The 15,711-nt window shown below is 68.1% G+C and carries 13 protein-coding genes and 1 other RNA gene; 11 read left to right on the forward strand and 3 right to left on the reverse strand.

From position 1 onward, the window contains the following. Positions 1 to 152: 152 nt before the first annotated feature. The 3 genes from DESTE_RS06260 (at position 153) to DESTE_RS06270 (ending at position 4,432) form a co-directional block, all read left to right on the forward strand. Positions 153 to 1,379, forward strand: coding sequence for an ATP-binding protein (locus tag DESTE_RS06260; RefSeq protein WP_051384349.1), 1,227 nt, complete (start codon positions 153 to 155; stop codon positions 1,377 to 1,379). Between the two features lie 253 nt (positions 1,380 to 1,632). Beyond that, entirely contained in the window at positions 1,633 to 3,351 is a 1,719-nt protein-coding gene (locus tag DESTE_RS06265; RefSeq protein WP_035066113.1) for a multicopper oxidase family protein, read from the forward strand. After that, positions 3,335 to 4,432, forward strand: coding sequence for a substrate-binding periplasmic protein (locus DESTE_RS06270; protein ID WP_035066116.1), 1,098 nt, complete (start codon positions 3,335 to 3,337; stop codon positions 4,430 to 4,432). Before DESTE_RS06265 ends, DESTE_RS06270 begins: the two co-directional genes overlap by 17 nt. A 291-nt stretch (positions 4,433 to 4,723) precedes the next feature. Here DESTE_RS06270 and DESTE_RS06275 read toward each other — a convergent pair whose 3' ends face one another. After that, a complete protein-coding gene (locus tag DESTE_RS06275) occupies positions 4,724 to 5,194 on the reverse strand; it encodes an HAD family hydrolase (protein WP_035066118.1) in 471 nt (156 codons plus the stop codon). A gap of 344 nt (positions 5,195 to 5,538) precedes the next feature. On the opposite strand from DESTE_RS06275, the gene glmU reads away from it, so the two are divergent. The 5 genes from glmU to rny all read left to right on the forward strand — a co-directional run bounded on the left by glmU (position 5,539) and on the right by rny (position 9,510). Further along, complete coding sequence (glmU, locus tag DESTE_RS06280; protein WP_035066121.1) at positions 5,539 to 6,906, forward strand: bifunctional UDP-N-acetylglucosamine diphosphorylase/glucosamine-1-phosphate N-acetyltransferase GlmU; 1,368 nt, start codon at positions 5,539 to 5,541, stop codon at positions 6,904 to 6,906. Between the two features lie 31 nt (positions 6,907 to 6,937). Continuing rightward, entirely contained in the window at positions 6,938 to 7,174 is a 237-nt protein-coding gene (locus tag DESTE_RS06285) for a cell division protein ZapB (protein ID WP_035066125.1), read from the forward strand. A gap of 15 nt (positions 7,175 to 7,189) precedes the next feature. Beyond that, a complete protein-coding gene (gene zapA, locus DESTE_RS06290; RefSeq protein ID WP_012612325.1) occupies positions 7,190 to 7,453 on the forward strand; it encodes a cell division protein ZapA in 264 nt (87 codons plus the stop codon). Between the two features lie 22 nt (positions 7,454 to 7,475). Then, positions 7,476 to 7,661, forward strand: a non-coding RNA gene (gene ssrS / locus DESTE_RS17540) — 6S RNA. A 289-nt stretch (positions 7,662 to 7,950) separates the two neighbouring features. Continuing rightward, on the forward strand, positions 7,951 to 9,510 hold the full coding sequence (rny, locus tag DESTE_RS06295) for a ribonuclease Y (RefSeq protein WP_035066128.1): 1,560 nt from the start codon (positions 7,951 to 7,953) through the stop codon (positions 9,508 to 9,510). Between the two features lie 436 nt (positions 9,511 to 9,946). On the opposite strand, the gene DESTE_RS06300 is transcribed toward rny, so the two are convergent. Together DESTE_RS06300 and DESTE_RS06305 are read right to left on the reverse strand one after the other, a co-directional pair. Beyond that, positions 9,947 to 10,723, reverse strand: coding sequence for a substrate-binding periplasmic protein (locus DESTE_RS06300; protein ID WP_245590757.1), 777 nt, complete (start codon positions 10,721 to 10,723; stop codon positions 9,947 to 9,949). 200 nt (positions 10,724 to 10,923) lie between these two features. Then, the gene (locus tag DESTE_RS06305) at positions 10,924 to 11,850 is read right to left on the reverse strand and encodes a 1,4-dihydroxy-6-naphtoate synthase (RefSeq protein WP_245590758.1); all 927 of its coding nucleotides are present in this window, start codon (positions 11,848 to 11,850) and stop codon (positions 10,924 to 10,926) included. 337 nt (positions 11,851 to 12,187) lie between these two features. Between DESTE_RS06305 and mqnE the strand changes: the two genes are divergently transcribed. From mqnE to DESTE_RS06320, 3 genes are all read left to right on the forward strand, one after another. Beyond that, on the forward strand, positions 12,188 to 13,351 hold the full coding sequence (gene mqnE / locus DESTE_RS06310; RefSeq protein ID WP_035066134.1) for an aminofutalosine synthase MqnE: 1,164 nt from the start codon (positions 12,188 to 12,190) through the stop codon (positions 13,349 to 13,351). A 41-nt stretch (positions 13,352 to 13,392) separates the two neighbouring features. Beyond that, positions 13,393 to 14,520, forward strand: a complete 1,128-nt coding sequence (gene mqnC / locus DESTE_RS06315; RefSeq protein ID WP_035069876.1) for a cyclic dehypoxanthinyl futalosine synthase — start codon at positions 13,393 to 13,395, stop codon at positions 14,518 to 14,520. A gap of 330 nt (positions 14,521 to 14,850) precedes the next feature. Then, positions 14,851 to 15,711, forward strand: coding sequence for a menaquinone biosynthetic enzyme MqnA/MqnD family protein (locus DESTE_RS06320; protein ID WP_035066137.1), 861 nt, complete (start codon positions 14,851 to 14,853; stop codon positions 15,709 to 15,711).

Below are 15,711 nucleotides of genomic sequence, written 5' to 3' on the forward strand. Positions count from 1 at the left end.
GTTGCGTGCCCTATCCGCGAACGTTGTGTGACAATGGCGCGCACGGTTGCATCGCCGTGCGGATGCAGGCATCATGACGGCAGTGTCCGGACACGACGGCAGCGTCCGGACTCCGCATCCCTGGAATCCCCCGCCCGCCAACGGGAGGACCCATGCGTCTCGCCAACATTCCCCGCTCGCTGTCCCGTGGTCTGCTCCGGCTGCTGCTGGCGCCGTTGCGCCCCTCGGCCCGCACCTTCTGGTGCGAGGCCCTCACCCGCCCGCACGGCAGCTTCATAGAGGCTCTGCACGGCTACATCTACCTGCGCTGGCCGCTGTTCTACATCGGCATGGGCACCGGGCGGCATCCGCTGTCCCGCTGGCTGGCCGGGCCGCTGGCCCGGCTGGGCGGACTGCTGGGCGTATGGGGCACGCGCGAGGAATTCGGACCGGAATTCGCCCAGAGCTACCACGGCAAGGTCATGCCGCCGGGCACCGTGCCCCGGCTCATCGCCGTGGAGCGCCCCGTGGCCACCACGGTGCCGGAAACGGTGCTGCCCTTCCGCATGGCGCGCGACATCATCCTCGACAATGCCGACGCCCTGGCCCTGCTGGACTGCCCCTGCCGCCTGACAAAGGAAGACCACTGCACCCCGGTGGACGTGTGCATCCTGGCGGGCGGCCCGGTGGTGGACTTCGTGCTGGAGCACCACCCGGACAAGGCCCGCCGCGTCACCCCGGACGAAGCCATCCATGTGGTGGAGGCGGAAAACCGACGCGGCCACGTCTCGCACGCGTTCTTCAAGGAAGCGGTGCTGGGCCGCTACTACGCCATCTGCAACTGCTGCACCTGCTGTTGCGGGGCCATGCAGGCCCACCGCGAAGGCACGCCCATGCTGGTTTCATCGGGCTACGTGGCCCGCGTGGATGCGGACGCCTGCACCGGCTGCGGCCAGTGCGCGCGCATCTGCCCCTTCGACGCGGTGCGCATGGCCGCAAGGACCACGCAAGGGTGTGCACCGCCGGATGGCGGATCGGGCAACGCTTCCCCGCCGCGCCCCCTTCAGGCTGTCCGGCGCGATGCGGGACAGGATGCGGCCTCCGGCGCACGCCCCGCCGCCCGGCATGCCGCCATCCCCGTCATCCCCATCATTGATGCCGCCGTGTGCATGGGGTGCGGGGTGTGCGAACTGCGGTGCCCCGGCAAGGCCCTGCGCCTGGAACTGGCCCCCGGCAAACCCGCACCGCTGGTGCTGCCGGGCGAAGCGGTCCCGGTGTCGCTGCATCACCCCGATCTGGCGGGGCAAAATCCGCCCGGCACGGGCGGCGGACAGGGGATGGGACAAAACGGGCACGGCGCAAACCGGAACGCCCCCGGCGGCGCGTCTGCTGCGGGGTAGCAGCCGTACGGTCCGATACCCCCGACAGCGGCCAGGGTGGGCAAAAGCAACGAGTGGCGCAACGGGCACACCGCAGCGCGATACCGCCCGCGCTTCACTTTCGCGAGCATCCGCGCTACCATCCGCATATCATTTCGGGACATTGCGCATCATGTCGGCGTCCGTGCGTCCGCAGGCCATGGCCGACGCCACGCGGAACGCTGCCAAAGCCGCCGACACATGCAACGCACCCACCGGAAACGCAGGAGCAACCATGCGGCGCATCGGCAGACGACGTTTCCTGAAGCTGGCCGGAATCACCGCGCTTGCCGGGGCAACCTGGGCACTGGCTTCGACAGGTCCCGCCTTGGCGGCGCAGGACGCCCCCGCCCCGCGCCCGCCTGCCGCGCTGCCGCCGCGCCCTCTGGTCGGGCTGCAATCCGCCGCCAGCTTCGATACCCCCCTGCCCCTGCCGGGCGACCATTCGTTCATGGGGCTGATGGACGGTGCGGCACGCATCGAGCTTTCCGCCACGTCCGAGCCGCGATTACCCGACGGCATCCCCCCTGCCCCGCCATTGTGCTTCCAGACCGAGCACGGCAGCCGCCCCTACTGGAACCCCACCCTGGCCATTCAGCACGGCGCCTCGCTGCGGGTGCGCCTGGTCAACCATCTGGACGCCCCCACCTTGCTGCGCTGGCACGGCCTGATCGCCGACTGGCGCATGGGCGGCCACCCGGTGATGATGCTGCTGCCTGGCGCCAGCCTTGAATACCGCGTACCCGTGCGCAATCGGGCGGGCGTCTACCCCTACCATGCTATCGCCCCGGGGTTTTCGGGCCGCCAGACCCATCAGGGCATGGTGGGGCTGTGCATCGTGGACGATGAGGAAGAACGCGCCGCCCTGGCCGCCATGGACATCGAACCGCTGGGGGCAGGCGGCACCGGAGCCTTCCGGGCCACCCTGCCCGCACCGGGCAGCGGCCCCTCGGACGTCCCCCTGCTGTTCCAGGACCACCGCCTGGACCGCAACGGCGTGCCGGTGTACGCGCCCGGCCTGGACGACCGGATATCGGGCCTCATCGGCGATGTGCTCGCCGTCAACGGCGTGGCCGGCGCCCGGCTGGACGTGGTCACCCGCATGTACCGTCTGCGCCTGGTGAACATGTGCAACGCGCGCATCCTGCATGTGGGGCTGGCCAGTCCCGACGGCGCGCCGCAACCCTTCACGCTGATGGGCACGGACGGCGGCATGCTGGAGCGCCCGCTGCCCTTGCAGCGCCTGTTCCTGGGCCCCGGAGAGCGGGCGGACGTGCTGGTGGACCTGCGCGCGGCAAACCCCGGTGACGAGTGGCATCTGATCAATCTGCCCTTCGATCCCATGCGCCGGGCCGAAGCGGCATCTGGCGGGACCGGAGCTCCCGGTGAAGGCGAGGCGACACGCCTGCTGCGGCTGCGCGTGATGCAGCGCGTGGACTATACCCAGCCCCTGCCCGTACGGTTGTGCGAATTCCCGGCAATGCCCCCCCTGCCGCAGGGACCGCCGCGCCGCCTGCACGTCTCGCGCGGCGAGGTGCTGGGCCGCCCGTCGTGGCTGCTGAACGGCCAGCCGTTCGCCCTGCGCCACGATACGAGGGCCGACCTGCCGGACGACTTTCCGGCGCCGCGCGTGCCCGAACGCACGACCGAGGTATGGGAGTTGTCCAACGACGCGGTGTCTATCCCCCATGCCCTGCACCTTTCGGGCTACCAGTTGCGGGTGCTGGAGCGGCGCGACAGTCCGCCCCAGGTGGCGGCCCTGGCCGTGACGCCCTCGGGGTGTTCGGCCACCGACACCGGCATCAAGGATACCGTGCTGGTCTGGCCCGGCGAGACGGTGCGGGTGCTGGTGGACTTTCGCGATGCCCCGCCCGAGACGCAGCGCGCCGCGCTGTATTCGCGCGTGCTGGAATGTCTGGATGACGGGATGGTGCAGGATGTCGCCGTGCCCTGAGGCTGCCGATGCCACCGCAGGCAGCAGCGCCGACGCCCCGGTGGCCGCTCCCGCCAAAGGCATCGGAGCGGGCGCCCGGCAGGAGCGCGATGCCCCGGCACGGGGAGAGGCCCGCCGAAGGCCCACCGGCGTGCTCCGCTGGCTTTTGCTGGCCGTGGCCCTGCCTGTGCTGGCCGCCGCACTGGCCCTTCCCCCCGGCGCACGGGCCGACGATGCCCCGGCTGCCGCCCACCCGGCAGGCGGCGCCGGATCAGCCCTTGCGCCCCGGCACACCCCGCCTGCCTCCCCACCGCTGCATGTGCTGTGCGATGAAGACCTGCCGCCCTACGCCTACAAGGAAAAGGGGCCGCTATCCGGGGCGCGCGGCATCTATCCGGAACTGGCCGCAGAGGCGTTCCGCCGCATGGGCCTTGCGGCAACCATGGTGCCCACGCCGTGGGCCAGGGCCATCGCGGAACTGAATCGCAAGGACTCCGAGGGGGATTCCGGAGGGAAAGCCGGGGAACGCGTTGCGGTGTGCGGCCTGTACGCCACAACCCAGCGCCGGGCGATGCACGACTTTTCCGCACCACTGTTCGAAGAACGCCTGCACCTGCTGCTTCCGGCAAGCGCGGCGGTACCCCAAGCCCCTGCGGGATATGGCGAAGCGGCCCCTGCGGGATATGGCGGAGCGGCCCCTGCGGGGCTGGGCGGGACGCCCCTGGCCGCGTTGCGGGGCATGCGGCTGGGCGTGGTGCGCGGGTGGAGCTACGGCGACACGCTGGACGCCGCGCGCGCGACGGGCGATCTCATCACCGAGGAAGCGGGCAGCGAGGCCCAGAATCTGCTGAAGGTGGCCGGGGGGCGGCTGGACGGCGCCATCATCACCCGCGAAGGGGGCCTGTGGCTGCGGGAACGGCTGGGGCTGACCCGTCTGGTCATCATGGCCCCGCAACCGCTGGCGGTCATGCCGGTGCACCTGGCCTTCCGCAGGCAGGACGGGCAGCGCCACCTGCTGCGCGCCTTCGACGCGGCCATCCGGGACATGAAGGCCGACGGCAGCTATGCCCGCATCGTGGAACGCGCCCTGAACAGCCAATAACGGCAGACACGGCTGCAGCCGTGGGCGGCGCCAGCCGCGCAACGGCCTTGGCCCTGCCACCGGCCACCCCCAATGCGGCCACGCCGCACCGGAGCATGCGGACAAACGCCGTGCCTCCACGCCGTAAAGCCCGGACCGGCAACGCAGGCAGTGGCCCCGCTCCGGCACGGACATCCATCGGCACGGCCCACACGGGTGCGCACTGGCCCATACCCGTCCACACGGCCCACCCAGGTCCGTACTGGTGCGCACTGGTCCGTATCGGCAACCGCGGCAGGGCGGCCTGACGCCCTATCTGCGCAGCGTGGCCACCAGCCGCAACGGGTGCAGCAAAAGATCCAGCCCGTCGCAAATATGGCGCACGGCCACGTCGGCGGCGCACAGCGTCTGCACCGAGGCGCCCTCGTCCCCCAGCACCGCCACGGAAAGCCCCGCTTCCAGCAGCATGAGCAGGTCGTTGCGCCCGTTGCCCATGGCCACGGTGCGCAGCGAACCAAGGTCTGCCACGTAGCGCCGCTTGGCCTCGTCCTGCATGCCGGGCGGCAGCACGTGCAGCCGCACCGGCAGCCCGGCCAGCGCCGATGCCACGGAACCGAAGGTGTCCGCCGTGACCACGTGCACGGCCAGTTCACCGGCCAGCCGGGTGATGCGGTCGGCCACGCCGTCCACCAGCGCGCCGGATGCGGCGATGGTGCCGTTGTAGTCCAGAACCAGATGGTCCAGTTCAAGGGCCTCGCGGCCCGGAATCTCCAGTCTGAGCATTCGTCTACCCCGGTTGCGCGTCCCTTTCCGGCGGGCACAAGGGCACACTCACGGTCCCTCCCCGTTGGTGCCACCCGCGCGGTGCGCGCTCCGTCCCTGTAGCCGGTTGCGCCGGGTGTGGCAACGCGTGCGGACCCGCCCGCCGGAATGCCCCCGCGCCCGGCGCATCCGGTCCGCCCGAAGCACGCCGCACGCCCGCGCCCGCCCGGTTGGCGCGCTCCCGCATGCGGGCCATTTCCCGCTCCTTCCCACTGGACAGCCCCCGCACTGGGGGCTAGAAACCGGACGACGCGCCGCCTCCCGGCGCGCATCCCCGAAAAACACCCCTTCGTGACGGAGGAACCATGGCGTCCATCACCGGCGCTCTCATACTGGCAGCGGGCAAGGGCACCCGCATGCATTCCGACAAGCCCAAGGTATTGCAGTCCATTCTTGGCGAACCCATGCTGCGCTTCGTGTACGATGCGCTGGAGCCGCTGTTCGGCGGCAACCTGTGGACCGTCATCGGCCACAAGGCCGACATGGTGCGCGCAGCGTTCAAGGGCGAGGACCACCGCTTCGTGGTGCAGGAAAAACAGCTGGGCACCGGGCACGCCCTGCAGGCCGCGTGGGAAGAACTGAAGGCCGCGGGCCTTGAGCGCGTGGTGGTCGTCAACGGCGACACCCCGCTGCTGCCCACCTCCACCGTGGCCACCTTCCTGAAGGAGGCCATGGACGCGGACGTGGCCTTCATGACCCTGACCCTGCCCGACCCCGGCGCGTATGGCCGCGTGGTGCGCCACAACCGCCGCGTGGTGGCCATCGTCGAGGCCAAGGACTACGACGAAACCCTGTACGGCCCGGAACCGGACGAAATCAACGCGGGCATTTACTGCCTGCGCATGGACGCGGTGGAAAAGCTGCTGCCCCGCCTGACCAACGCCAACAAGAGCGGCGAATACTACATCACCGACCTTGTGGGCCTGGCCGTGGCGGAACGCATGGACGTCATCGGCGTGGAATGCGGGCAGGATCCCAACCTGCTGGGCGTCAACGACCCGGCGGAGCTGATCCGGTCGGAAGCGTTGGTGCGCGCGCGCATCGCCCTGAACTGGATAGAAAAGCGCGTGCTCATCCACGCGCCGGAAACCGTGCGCATCAGCCCGCGCGCGGTGCTTGAGCCGGGGGCGGAAATCTATGGCCCCTGCGAAATCTACGGGGCGTCGCGCATCGCGCGCGCGGCCGTCGTCCATTCGCACTGCTGGCTGCGCGACGCCGTGGTGGCCGAAGGCGCCGCCGTGCACCCCTTCAGCCACGTGGAACAGGCCGAAATCGGCCCGGACTGCGTGGTGGGCCCCTACGCCCGCCTGCGCCCCGGCGCGGTGATGGAGGAAGGCGCGCGCGTGGGCAATTTCGTGGAAATGAAAAAGGCCCGCCTGGGCAAGGGGGCCAAGGCCAACCACCTGACCTACCTTGGCGATGCGGAAGTGGGCCCCGGCGCCAACATCGGCGCGGGCACCATCACCTGCAACTATGACGGGGTGCACAAGCACAAGACCGTCATTGGCGAAGGGGCGTTCATCGGCAGCAACAGCGCGCTGGTGGCCCCGGTGACCATCGGCGCGGGCAGCCTGGTGGGGGCCGGTTCCGTCATAACCAAGGACGTTCCGGACGATTCGCTGGCCATCGCGCGGGGCCGCCAGACGACCCTGCCGCGCCGCAGGAACTCTTGATTTCACGCCGTGAAACGGCTAGTTAACGGACATGGAACTGATTGACCTGCTTGAAACCCGCGTCACGGCGCTCCTGTCGCAGCTCGAAACCCTGCGCGAGGAGAACAGCCGCCTTCGGGAAGAGGTAGAAGGCGGACTTTCGGCGCTGGCGGAAGAGAACCGGATACTCAAGGAAGCCCTTGACGAGGAGCGCACCGTGAAAGATGCGGTGTTGACGCGCATCGACGCGCTGCTGCTTCGCCTCAAGGACCAAACCGGCGACGCCTAGGCGCGTCGAGGCCCCATGCGTACTTACAACCTCACCGTCCTGGGGCTTGAGGTTTCCTTCAAGGCCGAGGCCGACCCCGCAAGGGTCGAAACCGCCAAGGCCCTGGTGGAAGAACGGTTCAACAGACTGAAGTTCCACGGAAGACAGCTCAGCAAGGAGAAGCTGCTGACCTTTCTGGTTCTGGGACTGGCGGACGACCTGTTGCAGTCTACCCAGCAAAAGGACGAAATGCGCACCCGCATGGAAGCCCTGCTGGCGAAAATAGAGGAATCCGCGTAACTCCCGTTGCGCGGATGCATAACGACCCCTGGAGTGTGCGTGATTGATTTGCCATCGCTGACCTCACAAGAAACAAACAGGGAACCTGTACGGCGGACCGGTGTGCATACCCGGCCCCGCGCCGGGAAGCCTGAAGGCCCGCCCGAGGTTCCCACCCTGACATAGTCAGGTCCTGCTTTGGCACGTCACACGGCGCTCCGGGGCTCGCTCATGCCCCCTCGCCCCCAACATGGCCCGCCCGTCGGGGAATCCGCGTTTAGCACAAGAGTGCGCGGACCCCGGCGACGCGACCGTCCGTCCCCTCCTTGCCCGAGCTCCCGTCTTCCCCGTGCTCATGGAATCGGCACGGTGACCTGGTGCGTCCTGACGCCGCGGCACTGACCGCCGTCCCCACCCCCGAAGGGAGAGGGCGGCCCGCGCGGCCCCAACGGCGCGCCCGGCCCGATTGCCGGACGCTACATCGGACGCTGGTCCGACACCATAACGGGAGTTGCAGTATGGGGCTCATCGAAATCATCTACGTCGTCGTGGGAGCGATCATCGGCGCGGCATCAGGCTATGCCCTGCACCGCTACGTAAGCTCCAAGCGCATCGCCGATGCCAACGAACTCGCCAAGCGCATCGTCGAGGAAGCCCGCAAGGAAGCGCAGGCCCAGAAGAAGGAGATTCTGCTTCAGGGCCAGGACGAAATCTTTCACCAGAAACGCGAACTGGAACACGAGTTCAAGGAACGCGAACGCGAACTGAAGGCGCGTGACCGCAAGATGCAGGAACAGGGCGAACGCCTGGAGGAAAAGCTCGAAAAGGCCACCGAAAAGGAGCACGAGGTGCTGGCCGCCGAAAAGGAGCTGACCCGCCGCGAACGTCACCTGGCCGGCATGGAGGAACAGATTTCCTCCCGCATCGATGAACAGGAACGCCGCCTGCAGGAAATATCCGGCCTGACCGCCGAAGAAGCGAAATCGCGTCTTTTCGAAGACATCGAATCGCGCACCCGTCACGAAGCCGCCAAGATGATCCGGCTCATCGAAACCGAGTCGAAGGAAACCGCCGACCGCAAGGCCAAGGAAATCATCGCCAACGCCATCCAGCGCTACGCGGGCGACTACGTGGGCGAGCAGACGGTGACCGCCGTCACCCTGCCCAGCGAAGACATGAAGGGCCGCATCATCGGTCGCGAAGGGCGCAACATCCGCGCGCTGGAAGCGGCCACCGGCGTGGACCTGATCATCGACGACACCCCCGAGACGGTCATCCTTTCCGCCTACAGTCCGCTGCGCCGCCAGGTGGCCAAGATGGCCCTGGAACGGCTGATCCAGGACGGGCGCATCCACCCCGCGCGCATCGAGGACATCGTGCGCAAGTGCGAGCAGGAGCTTGAGGTGCAGATCCGCGAGGTGGGCGAACAGGCCACCTTCGACGCGGGCGTGCACGGCATCCATCCGGACATCGTGCGCCTGCTGGGCCAGCTGAAATACCGCACCAGCTTCTCGCAGAACGTGCTGCAACACTCGCTGGAAGTGGCCGCCCTGTGTGGCATGATGGCCGCCGAGCTCGGCATGGACATCAAGAAGGCCAAGCGCGCGGGCCTGCTGCACGACATCGGCAAGGCCGTGGACCACGAGGTGGAAGGGCCGCACGCCATCATCGGCTCGGACATCGCCAAGAAGTACAACGAGAGCAAGGAAATCATCCACGCCATCGCCGCCCACCACGAAGACACCCCGCCCAAGTCGGCCCTGGCCGTGCTGGTGCAGGCCGCAGACGGCCTGTCCGGCGCTCGCCCCGGCGCCCGCAAGGAACTGCTGGAAAACTACGTGAAGCGGCTGGAAGACCTGGAGAACATCGCCACCGGCTTCGACGGCGTGGCCAAGGCCTACGCCATCCAGGCGGGCCGCGAGATCCGGGTCATGGTCAACTCCGACAACGTGGACGACGACCAGACCTACATGCTGTGCAAGGACATTGCGGGCAAGATCGAAAAGAACCTGACCTACCCCGGCCAGATCCGGGTCACGGTCATCCGCGAACGCCGCGCCGTGGGCTTCGCCAAGTAGCCCGCGCGGCCTTGCCGCCCCCCGTTCCCCTTCGCAGACACGATGAAAGCCCGGCCAATGGCCGGGCTTTTTCGCGTCTTGCCTGTTGACGGGGCAGGCGGCCCGGAGCTCGTCAGCGCAATACTCCTTATCCTATATTTATTCTGGTTGCGCCTTCCTGAATCCTGACCGCCGCAGGGATTCATTGTCGCATCGTGCGGCGACGGGAACCGCCCCTGGCAGGCACAGGCCGCGCCGGGGGCGGTTCCCACCATTTTCGGGGACAGCAGGCCGTTGCCCGATCATAAGCTATCCCTCGCCGCGCGCCACCGACAAGGATGCTCCGGCGAACGTATCGTCCTGCACGTTGCCGCCCGACAAAACACCGCCAATGTCCTGCAGACATCGGCGGCGACATGGCGCGGAGGCAGCCCCTCCGCAGCCCGAAAAATGGCCGTCACGGTTCCAGATAGCGCTGCACGATGCGGCGCAGGGTGCCGTCCTCGTCCATGTGGCGCAGGGCCCCGTCCACGCGGCGCACCGTCTCGTCCGGCACGGTGAGCGGCCAGAACACGTGCACCGGCAGTTCCAGCCCCACGCGGACCGTGCGTGTGCGCGTCGGCACGGCGGGGTCCGGCAGGCGCAGGGCGCCGGCCTCGCCCACCAGCGCCACCTGCACCCGGCCCGCTTCCAGCTTGCGCAGGCACAGCGCCTCGCTGGGCGCGGGGTCCAGGTTCCAGCCGCCGTCCACCAGGGCCCCATCCAGCGGCGGCCCGTAGTTCCACCCCTCCACGATGCAGGTACGATACGGCTTCAGCTCGGCCACCCGGGTGGCATGGAACGTGGCGTCCTGCGGCAGCACGGCCACGATGCGTTCCAGATGCAGGGGCAGGCTGACCCGCCACTGCCCGCGCGCGCGGGTGGTGGAAAAGACGCCCCCAAGGGCCGCCTCGCCCATTTCCAGGGCGCGCAGGGCCCGCGTCCACGGGACAACGCGAACATCCAGTTGCACGCCGGATCGGCGCGCGGCCTCGCGCAGGATTTCCGGATACATCCCGGCGGGCTGTCCGGCGTCATCGCGGTAGGAAAGGGGAAAGTGCTCGTCGTTGCACAGCACCACTGAGGGCGCGGCACTGCCCGCCGCCGGATGCATCAGCAGCGTCAGCACCATGACCACGACCATGCGCAAGGCCGTCATGAATCGGTGCGGCAGCAAATCCCATGGCAGCATCATGGGTTCCCCCGACGGTATGAAAACGCCCCGGCACTTGCCCCGCCGTGCGCGTTTTCGGTGGCAGGCGCCCGTCACGCCCTTCCCCCCGGCGGAGTGACATGCCGGATCCCCTTGGGTGCTCCCGGCGGCGTGCCGCTGAGTGTTCGCCCAGTATTATACTGAGCTATGATGCACCGGAGTTATTGTCAATGCTGCGCCCCTCAGGCGAACAGGGGCAGGTCGGGCAGGTTCTTGCCTGGCCCGTCTGCCTCATCAGGCTCATCAGGCCCATCTGATCCACCCGGTCTTCCTGACATGGCAACGGCCTTTTCCAGCAGCGCGCGGATGGCGGCGCGCCCCTCGTCACGCAGGTCCAGGCTGAAGTCGTTCACGAAGGTGCGGATGTGGCTGTCGGTCACCTCATCCGACATTTCCTGGGCATGTTCGCGTATCCACGCGCGCGAGGCCGCCGGATTGGCGTTGGCGTATTCCAGGCTGCGCCGGATGGCGTCCTGCACGGCAAGTATGGTGGCCTCGCCCAGGTCCCGCCGCGCGGCAATGGCCCCCAGCGGCAAGGGCAGCCCGTAGGCGGATTCCCACCACTGCCCCAGGTCCAGCACGCAATGCAGGCCGTAGCCGCCGTAGGTGAAGCGGCCCTCGTGGATGACCAGCCCGCAATCGGCCTTTCCTGCGGCCACGGCGGGCATGACCTGGTCGAACACCATTTCCTCGCGCGGGCCTTGCAGCATGCCGTGCAGGGAAAGCAACAGGTTGGCCGTGGTCATGCGGCCCGGGATGGCCACCCGCGCCCCGGCCAGATCGGCGGGCGACAGCGGCTCGCGCGCCACCAGCAGCGGTCCGCAGCCGCGCCCCAGCGCCGCCCCGGCATTGAGCAGCACGTAGTCGTCCAGCACATGGGCCATGGCCGCCAGCGACAGCTTGGTCACGTCCAGCGTGCCCGCGCGGGCGCGGCCGTTCAGCACCTCCACGTCGGCCATGAACAGGTCGAACCCGCAGGGCAGCGGAATGCATCCCCTGGCCAGGGCGTGAAAGATGTAGGTGTCGTTGGGGCAGGGGGAAATGCCCAGCGACAGGGTGCGCGCCGGGGACAGGGAAACTGCCGGAGTGTGCTGGTTCTGCGAAGACATGGAAGCGACCTTGCGGGGCCGCCCGGATGGCCGGGCGGGTGGGAATGGACGAGGGAATGATGGGCAGTAATGCCAGATGAAATGGTCAGGCCCGAAGCCCGGTGCAATGCACGAAAAATGGACAGGCCCGGTGCGCCGGGCAGTCGCCCCGGCGTGCCCACGGTGTTGACACGGGGCCACGGCGGGTCGATACTCCGCCTTCCGTCAGCGGGATGCAAGCCCCTGACCGGCAAGATCGGACCCGATCAGGCCACTCGGTTCGGGTTGGCCCCGGACAGGAACCGCTGCCTCGCTCACCATCCGCAAGACATTTCAGTCCCGCCACACCGGAGGACACATGCTCGACGCTGCCCATTACGCCCGCCTGGGCCTTGGGACCGCCTTCGAAAAGGTGATGGAAGGCGCGCGCCTTTCGCCCGAAGAGGGTCTGGCGCTGTTCCACTGCCCGGACATCACCGCCGTGGGGGCTCTTGCCCACCACGCGCGCACCCGCCTGCACGGCGACAGAACCTATTACGTGCTCAACCGGCACGTCAATTACACCAACATCTGCGTCAACGGCTGCCTGTTCTGCGCCTTTCAGCGAGAACGCGGGCAGGCCGGTTCCTTCGCCCTGACGCCGGACGACATCCTGCACCGCGTGCTGGACGACCGGGGCACCCCGTTTTCCGAGGTGCACATCGTGGGCGGCTGCCACCCGGACCTGGGCCTTGCCTGGTTCGAGGACGTCATCCGCCGCATCCGTGCAGCACGCCCCCAGAGCATCGTCAAGGCCTTCACCGGCGTGGAGATCGCCCACTTCGCCAGCATGGAAGGCATCAGCACGCTGGACGTGCTGCGCCGCCTGCAGGACGCGGGCCTGGCCATGATGCCCGGCGGCGGTGCCGAAATCTTCGCGCCGGAAGTGCGCACCAGAATATGCCCGCGCAAGGCCACGGCGGACGAATGGCTGCGCGTGGCGGGCGAGGCGCATTCCCTCGGCATCCGCACCAACTGTTCCATGCTCTACGGGCACATTGAAACCTTCGAGCACCGCGTGGACCATCTGTGCCGCCTGCGCGAACAGCAGGACACATCCGGCGGGTTCACCTGCTTCATCCCCCTGCCCTTCCTGACGGAAAACAGCCTGCTCAAGCTGCCGCCCGAACGGGTGGGCGAACACGTGGGCCTCGACCGGCTGCGCACCGTGGCCGTAAGCCGCCTGATGCTGGACAACATCCCCCATGTGAAGGCCTACTGGGTGATGATGGGCGTCAAGATGGCCCAGACCGCCCTGTACTTCGGGGCTGACGACCTGGACGGCACCATCGTCGAGGAACGCATCGGCCACGACGCCGGGGCCGATTCCGCCCAGTCGCTCACCGTGCCCGAACTGGAACTGATGATCCGCCGTTCCGGCTTCACCCCGGTGCGCCGCGATTCGCACTTCAACCCCGTGGCCGACCCGGACGCCATCCGCAACGATACCGGGCACGCCGATACGCCGGAGGTCCGGGCATGAGCGCCGCCACTACCGCCGCCACCGCCACCAACAGGCCCATCATGCCGGGCGGCTCGTCCATCAATGAGCCGACCGGGGTCCGCGCCGTGGCCGAACGGGTACTGGACGGCCAGCGCCTTACCCGCGCCGACGCCGACCTGCTGTACGACCACGCCGGGCTGCACACCCTGGGGCATCTGGCCCACGCCGTGCGCCTGCGCAAGCATCCGCAGCCCGTGGTCACCTACGTGGCCGACCGCAACATCAACTATTCCAACATCTGCGTGTGCGCCTGCCGCTTCTGCGCCTTTTTCCGCGCCCCCGGCCACCCCGAAGGGTACGTGCTGACGCGCGAGGAACTGGGCAGGAAGATTGAGGAAACCCTGGCCCTCGGCGGCACCCAGATCCTGCTGCAAGGCGGCCACCACCCCGATCTGCCCCTGTCGTTCTACGAGGGCATGATCGGCTGGATTCGCGACACCTATCCCGCCATCCACATCCACGCCTTTTCGCCGCCCGAAATCGTCTTTTTCGCGGAGTTCGAAAAGATCACCGTGGCCGAGGTCATCGCGCGGCTGCGTGCCGCCGGGCTGCACTCCATCCCCGGCGGCGGCGCGGAAATCCTGGTGGACGAGGTGCGCACCCAGGTTTCGCCCAACAAGTGTTCCGCCGGGCGCTGGCTGGGCGTGATGGAAGAAGCCCACACCCAGGGGCTGCGTACCACCGCCACCATGATGTTCGGGCACGAGGAAGAGCCCCGCCACCGCCTGGACCACCTGTTTGCCGTGCGCGAGGTGCAGGACCGCACCGGCGGGTTCACCGCATTCATCCCGTGGACCTTCCAGCCCGCGCACACCAATATCCACCGCGACCCGGAACCCGCGCCCGCCTACCTGCGACTGCTGGCCCTGTCGCGCCTGGTGCTGGACAACGTGGACAACGTGCAGGCCTCGTGGGTGACCATGGGGCCGCAGGTGGCCCAACTGGCCCTGTACTTCGGCGCCAACGACTTCGGCTCGCTCATGATCGAGGAAAACGTGGTGGCCGCCGCAGGCGTCAGCTTCAGCCTCTCGCGCCGCGAAATCCACAACTGCATCCGCGCCGCCGGGTTCACCCCCGTGCAACGCACCATGAACTATACCCCCGTTTCGCCCCAACCCGTGGTGGAAGGGGAGATACAGGAGTTGTAAAGGCAACAACCGGGGAAGGGACCCTTTGCGGCAGCCGTTAGGTGAGCGCGAAGCGTGAACCTTACGGATGGCGACCGCAACGCGTAAAAGGGTCTCCTTCCCCCGTACCCCGCTCTGCTGTCTTCATCCGTAATGCTCGAAGACTCGCATAACGGCTGAAGCTCCCCCCAAAACTTTTTAATTGGGGGGATACGGAACATCAGGCTTCCTCTTCTTTATCAAAAAACGCCCCAAGCCCCCCAATATGGGGGTGCAGGGGGCAAAGCCCCCTGCCCGCCGGAGGCGTAACAAACAGCCAAACCGGCAGGGGATACAAACGCGATACATGCCATGAACAAAGCTACCACCACGCCGTCGTCATGCGCGCGCCCGCTGCGCCTGGGCCGCATCGGGTACCTGAACGTGCTGCCCATCTACCATCCGCTGGAGTCGGGCATCATCCCGCACGAGTACGAACTGGTGGCCGGGCCGCCTGCGGTGCTGAACAACATGATGGCCCGGGGCGACCTGCACGTGTCGTCCAACTCGTCGGTGGAGTACGCGCACCGGTGGAGGAACTACCTGCTGGTGCCCGATCTCGCCATCGGCAGCCGGGGGCCGGTGCAGAGCGTGCTGCTGCTGTCGCGCCGCCCGGTGGAGGACCTGGCCGACCAGCCGGTGCTGATCAGCGCCGAGACGCACACCTCTGCCGCGCTGCTGCGCCTGCTGTTCCGCGATTACTACAAGTTCCCGGTACGCTACGAGGTGGGTTCGGCCACCGGACGCATCGCGTCGGGCAACCCGCCGGAGGCGTTCCTGGCCATCGGCGACGAGGCCCTGCGCCTGCGCAACCACCCGGAGTTCCCGTACCGGCTGGACCTTGGCGAGGCCTGGCGGCAGTGGACCGGCCTGCCCTTCGTGTTCGGGGTATGGGTGGTCAGCCGCGCCGCCGCGACAGCAGGCTGTTTCGCCAATGACCCGTGCGAACTGTTGCAGCGCGCCCGCAACTGGGGCGAACTGCACATGGACGTGATCCTCGACCTGACCTTACAGGGCTGCCCCCTGACGCGCGAAGAACTGCGCCAGTACTACCACGGCCTGGTCTTCCACATGGGCTTTCCGGAAATGGAAGGACTGCGCCTGTTCTACCACCGGCTGGCCGAGGCGGGCGAAATACCCGTGGCGCCGGAACTGGAATTCTTCAGCATGTAG

This window comes from Nitratidesulfovibrio termitidis HI1 (assembly GCF_000504305.1).
Lineage (GTDB): Bacteria > Desulfobacterota > Desulfovibrionia > Desulfovibrionales > Desulfovibrionaceae > Cupidesulfovibrio > Cupidesulfovibrio termitidis.